Raw genomic sequence first — 5,222 nt, 5'->3', positions numbered from 1 at the left:
GGAGGGGCGGCACGGTCGGGGCCGGCGGGCGCGGGACGCGGTGGCGGGCGGCTCGGGATCCCGGGCCGGTGCCCGGAAACTCGGCGGTCCCCCCTCGATCGGCGGTCCGGCGAATCCGTCGGGCGTCGGTCCCCACCGCCGGACCGCCCCCGTTATCCCCGCGTCGAGCGCACGTCCCCCACGGAACCGCAATTCCCCGGCCCGAACGGTCGAATTCCGCCGCTCACTCACGCGTGCTCCGGCGTGGCGCGCGGAACACGCTGCTCGCAGACTGGTTGACGCGGAATTCCAGCACAGCCGACTGGCGCCATATCGACTTCCTGCACGGCACCTCCTGCTGAGAAGGACTGATCGATGAACCCAGAAAACTGTTCGGGCCGTGGGAGCACGAGAAGACGGATGGGAATCCTGGCGGCCTCCGCCGCCGTCGTCGCCGGCCTCGCGACGGCACCCATCGCACCGGCCGTCGACGGCGGGGCACGCGCCGTGTCCGCCCCCCACCCGCTCTTCCACCTCCCCTTCCCGTGCGGGGAGACCTGGCGGGCCTACACCCACACCGGGCACGCCTACCCGGACGCGCAACTGGACTTCGGTCAGGGCAGCCCGCCGGACGGCCGGCAGGTCGTGGCCGCCAGGGCCGGGACGGTCGCCGAGAACGGCGTGTACGGCGACGGGTCCTCGTACCTGGTCCTGGACCACGGGGACGGGTGGTCCACCCGGTACGTCCACATGCGGACGGCCTCGATGGCGCGGACCGGCAGCGTCGTGCGGTCCGGCGATCCGATCGGCGAGGTGGGTGATGTGGGCTCCGCCGGCCAGTTCCACCTGCATTTCGAACAACGGCACGACGGCGTCCCGGTTCCGATCCGCTTCGACGACGAACCGGTGACCTACAAGTACTTCCCGGAGTACGTGACCCTGGTGAGCGGGAACTGCGGCGGAGAACCCTCGGAACCGGAGCCGGTGGCCCCGCCGGAACCGGCTCCGCAACCGCCGGCCCCGGAACCGGTCGCCCCGCCCCGGCCGGCGGACGACCAGGTCCAGGACGCCCGTCCTCCCGCCCCGGCGGCCCCGCTCCCCGCCCACCGCCCGACGTCCGCTCCCGAACCCGACGTGCCCAGCGGGGCCGGAGCCGGTGGCGACACGGCCCCACCGGCCGCCCCGGCCCGGCCGGCCCTCGACCACCTTCTGGGCCAGCGCGACGCCTACCGCTTCACACCGACGATGCCCGAGTTCGCGCGCCCCTGGGAGGGGACGGAGGGCTGACCGGCCGACCGGGGTGGGACGGCGGCGCGCCGTCGTCCCACCGGCTCGTCCTCGCTCAGCCCCGGCGGCGGGCGAAGAACCGGTCGCCGGACCGTTCGAGGCTCAGGTCCTGCCCGAAGGTCGCGCTCAGGTTCTCCTCGGTGAGGACCTCGTCGAGCAGGCCCTGCGCGACCACCGCGCCGTCCCGCAGCAGCATCGCGTGGGTGAACCCGGGCGGGATCTCCTCCACGTGGTGGGTGACGAGCACCATCGCGGGGGCGTCCGGGTCGAGGGCGAGCTGGCTCAGCCGCGCGACCAGGTCCTCCCGGCCGCCCAGGTCGAGGCCGGCCGCCGGCTCGTCGAGCAGCAACAGCTCCGGGTCGGCCATCAGCGCCCTGGCGATCAGGGTCCGCTTGCGCTCCCCCTCCGAGAGGGTGCCGAACGGGCGGTCGGCGAGGTGCCCGACGCCGAGCGCGGCCAACAGCTCCTCCGCCCGACCGGTGTCGAGCTCGTCGTACCGCTCGCGCCACCGCCCGATGACGGCGTAGCTGGCGCTCACGACCACGTCCCGGACGATCTCCTCGCCGGGAACCCGCTGCGCGGTCGCCGCCGAGCACACGCCGATCCTCGGTCGCAGCTCGAAGACGTCCACTCCGCCCAGCCGCTCCTCCAACAGGTGGACCGTGCCGCTGGACGGGTGCATCTCCGCCCCGGCCAGCCTGATCAGCGTGGTCTTGCCCGCGCCGTTCGGCCCGAGGACCACCCACCGCTCGTCGAGTTCGACGCTCCAGTCCACCCCGGACAGCAGGTCGTTGCGGTTGCGCCGCACCCCGACCCCGTCCATCCGGATCACGAGGTCGGTCACGTCCACCGCCTCGGCGTCGCTGTCCTCGCCGCGCTGCCGCGGCCCTACGTTCGTCGCGCCCTGCAAGCCCCGGTCGGTCACCCACCCATTGTGACGGCCGGGGCCAGCGCACTTCCCGATCGGGTGCCCCACTGCTCCAGGTAGCCGCCCCGACACGCCGCCGCACCGGCGCGGCCCCCGGTGCCCCCGCCGGGCCAGGCGCGCGGGCCCGACGGCACCGGACCGCTCCACCCCCGCGCCAGGAGCCGGCGACGGCCAGCGACGGGGACGCCGCACCAGCACGCCTCCCCCGCCCTCCCCACGAAGAGCGGCCACCCGCCACGGGGTGGCACCCGGAGTCGCGGTCACGGAACGGAGCCGGGCGACCGCGCCGCGAGAAATGGGAACAACGCGGAACGGGTGTCGGACGAACCACGTCCCACCCGAGAACGACCGCCGCGAAACACGACCCCGGTAAAAACGGCCACCACACCGGCCCATGTCGTCGACTCGACGCACGGAGCGCTGGATTCCGGCACACGAACAGGATCACCGGACCAGCAGGTCACGGGCCCGGAACAGGTACGACCTGCCCACCAGGTCACCACGAACGACGGAAAGGACGCCGTGTGGAAAACCACGGGAACAACATCGCGAACCTGGAGGCGCGCAATTCCGCGATGCGTCAGACGATGGATTCCCTCCTGAGCACTTTCCGCCAAAAACAGGAGGAGATCAGGGAGGTCCAGGAACAGGCCGCCCAGGCGAACGCGGAGGTCACCTCGCGGGACGGGCTGGTGACGGTGCGGGTCGGCTCGACCGGGACCGTGGAACAGATCGTCCTGGCCCCGACCGCCTTCAGCAGGAGCACACCCGAGAAGCTCTCCCGCACGCTGACCGAGGTGATCCAACAGGCCGGCGACCAGGTGCGGCAGCAGGTGAGCGACCTGTTCGCGCCGCTGCACCGGGGTGTCCCCGACCTGCCGGACCTGGTGGAGGGGGCCCCGTCCCTGCGGACCCCCGGGACGCTGCCCGAACCACCGCCGGAGCGCGCCGAGCGGGCCGAGGGCGGCCCCGCGCCCAGCCCCTCGACCAGCCGAGGAGGAGTTCCACCGAACGTCGGCGGCGCGCCCCTCACCTCGCGCGGCAGGCCCGAGGACGATGACGAGGACGACACCGGCGGCTCCGTCATGCGGGGAGGCCGCTGGTGAGCGGCGGGTACGAGGTCCGGACCGCCGAGATCCGGACGGAGAACACGAAGTTCGAAAGCACGGCAGCGCAGCTGGAGGACGTCCTCACCACCCTGCGAGCCGCGATCGACGCCGAGGGCGACTGCTGGGGCGCCGACGAGTCCGGCCAGGCCTTCGCCCAGGAGTACGCCCCGACCGCCCCGGCCGTCGTCGAGTACTTCGGGACGCTCGTCGAGGGGATCCGGGAGATGCGGACGCGGATCGACGCGTCCGCCGACACCTGGGACCAGATGGACGAGGAATCAGCCGACCACTTCGACCGGATGGCCTAGGAGTTCGACATGTCCAAGTGGGACAACCTGATCCCCGAGGAGTGCCGGTGGCTGCTGCCGATCGTGGTCGGCTCCAACTGGCCGGAGGGTGACGAGGAGGCGCTGCGCCGGCTGTCGCAGGCGTGGATGACGGCAGCCGACGGTGTCGCGGAGGTGGCCGCGAGCGGGGACGCCGCCGCGACCGCCGTGCTCGCGCAGATGGAGGGCGAGACCGCCGAGGCGATCCGCGCGGCCTGGACGGAGTACACCGGTGGCGGCGAGGAGCGGCTGCCGACGCTGGAGGAGATCTGCCGGGCACTGGCGGAGAAGTGCGACGCGGGCGCGCTCAACGTCGAGTACACCAAGATGATGATCATCGCCCAGCTGGTCATCCTCGCGATCGAGATCGCGATCATGATCGCCGCGGCGGCCGGGACCTTCGGCGGCAGCACCGCCGGTATCCCCCTCGCGCAGATGGCCACCCGCGAGATCGTCAAACAGCTGTTCATCCTGCTGGTCAAGGAGCTGACGAAGGCATACCTGAAGAAGGTGCTGCCCGACGTCGTCATCCAGTCGATCCAGATGGCCGAGGGCAACCGGCAGGAGTGGGACTGGGGGCGGACCGGGACCGCGGCCGCCGAGGCGACGGCCGACGGGGTCGTGAACGCCGTCAGCGGGGGCGCCGGGCAGCTCACCGGCGGCGGGGGCGGCGCCACGGACGGGGTGGCCAACCAGCTCCTGGACGCGGCGGGCAAGCCGATCACCGAGGGCATCAAGGCCGGTGCGAAGACCGCGCTCGGCGACGCCCTCCAGGGCAACTTCGACGCGGACCGGATCACCGAGTCGGCGGCGGGGGGCGTCGTCAGCGGCGCGGTCAGCTCGGCCAGCGGGTCCCTCTTCCCGAAGGGCGACACCCCCGCGCCCGGCGGCTTCGACGCGATGGCCGAGGGAATGGCCCGGGGCGCGGCCGAGAAGGTCGCCTCCAACGCGCTGAACGAGGTCCGCCAGGGCAACAACCCGTTCAGCATGGACTCCCTCAGCGGTGCCGGGGGATCGGCGGTGAGCGGTGGCACGTCGGCGGCGAACAGCTGGCACCAGACGGCCAACGAAGCGCGGTCCACCCCGGTGCCGGCGGTCACCAACCTCACGCCGGACGCCGGGTCCAACGAGACGCACACGTTCCAGCGCGGCGGTGAGGCGCCCTCCCAGGTCCCGCACGTGCAGAACCTGACCCCGAACGCGGGGGCCAACGAGACGCACACCTTCCACCGGTACGAACCGTCCGCGCCGTCGGTCAGCCCGCAGGGAGCCTCCGACGCCCCATCGGTCAGCCCGCAGGGAGCGGGCTCCGGTGCCCCTGGGGTCAGCCCGCAGGGCGCGGGAGCGGCTGGGCCTGGCGTCGGGGCACCGGCCGCCGCACCAGCGTCGACCGGCCCGGCGGGGGGCGCGGCCGGCGGGATGGGCTCGTCGTTCGGGTCCGCCCCTCCCGGGCAGGGGCCTGCCCGGCGGATCCCCCAGCCCGGGAGCGGCGTGCCCGCCGGCCCACCGGTGCGCGCGCCTCGCCCGAGCGGGCCTCCCGGAACGATCCCCGGCGCGCCTCCCGGTTGGCGCGGCGCGGAGCCGGCGGCACCC

Annotated in this window: 5 protein-coding genes; 4 read left to right on the top strand and 1 reads right to left on the bottom strand. The window is 73.6% G+C overall.

What is annotated here, in order from left to right; genetic code table 11:
* Window positions 1-354: 354 nt before the first annotated feature.
* Window positions 355-1,266, top strand: coding sequence for a murein hydrolase activator EnvC family protein (locus ACTIDRAF_RS35365; RefSeq protein ID WP_085944861.1), 912 nt, complete (start codon window positions 355-357; stop codon window positions 1,264-1,266).
* A 55-nt stretch (window positions 1,267-1,321) separates the two neighbouring features.
* Here the strand turns inward: ACTIDRAF_RS35365 and ACTIDRAF_RS0217090 are convergent, their stop codons facing one another.
* On the bottom strand, window positions 1,322-2,089 hold the full coding sequence (locus ACTIDRAF_RS0217090) for an ABC transporter ATP-binding protein (RefSeq protein ID WP_051313430.1): 768 nt from the start codon (window positions 2,087-2,089) through the stop codon (window positions 1,322-1,324).
* Between the two features lie 629 nt (window positions 2,090-2,718).
* Here ACTIDRAF_RS0217090 and ACTIDRAF_RS29425 point away from each other — a divergent pair.
* The 3 genes from ACTIDRAF_RS29425 to ACTIDRAF_RS32065 form a co-directional block, all read left to right on the top strand.
* Window positions 2,719-3,300: a YbaB/EbfC family nucleoid-associated protein gene (locus ACTIDRAF_RS29425; RefSeq protein WP_016699946.1), complete on the top strand. Its 582-nt coding sequence runs from the start codon at window positions 2,719-2,721 to the stop codon at window positions 3,298-3,300.
* Window positions 3,297-3,611, top strand: a complete 315-nt coding sequence (locus tag ACTIDRAF_RS29420; protein ID WP_016699945.1) for a WXG100 family type VII secretion target — start codon at window positions 3,297-3,299, stop codon at window positions 3,609-3,611. The genes ACTIDRAF_RS29425 and ACTIDRAF_RS29420 overlap by 4 nt, the downstream gene beginning before the upstream one ends.
* 9 nt (window positions 3,612-3,620) lie before the next feature.
* Window positions 3,621-5,222: WXG100-like domain-containing protein (locus tag ACTIDRAF_RS32065; RefSeq protein WP_016699944.1), on the top strand; the 1,602-nt coding region annotated here is incomplete at its 3' end.

The organism is Actinoalloteichus spitiensis RMV-1378, from assembly GCF_000239155.1.
GTDB lineage: Bacteria > Actinomycetota > Actinomycetes > Mycobacteriales > Pseudonocardiaceae > Actinoalloteichus_B > Actinoalloteichus_B spitiensis.
Note: the sequence above shows the minus strand (reverse complement) of the source record. Positions and strands in the feature narration are given on the sequence as shown.

Coding starts and splice junctions, on each gene's coding strand:
- ACTIDRAF_RS35365 (WP_085944861.1), top strand. CDS start 355: ATGAACCCAGAAAACTGTTCGGGCCGTGGGAGCACGAGAAGACGGATG.
- ACTIDRAF_RS0217090 (WP_051313430.1), bottom strand. CDS start 2,089: ATGGACGGGGTCGGGGTGCGGCGCAACCGCAACGACCTGCTGTCCGGG.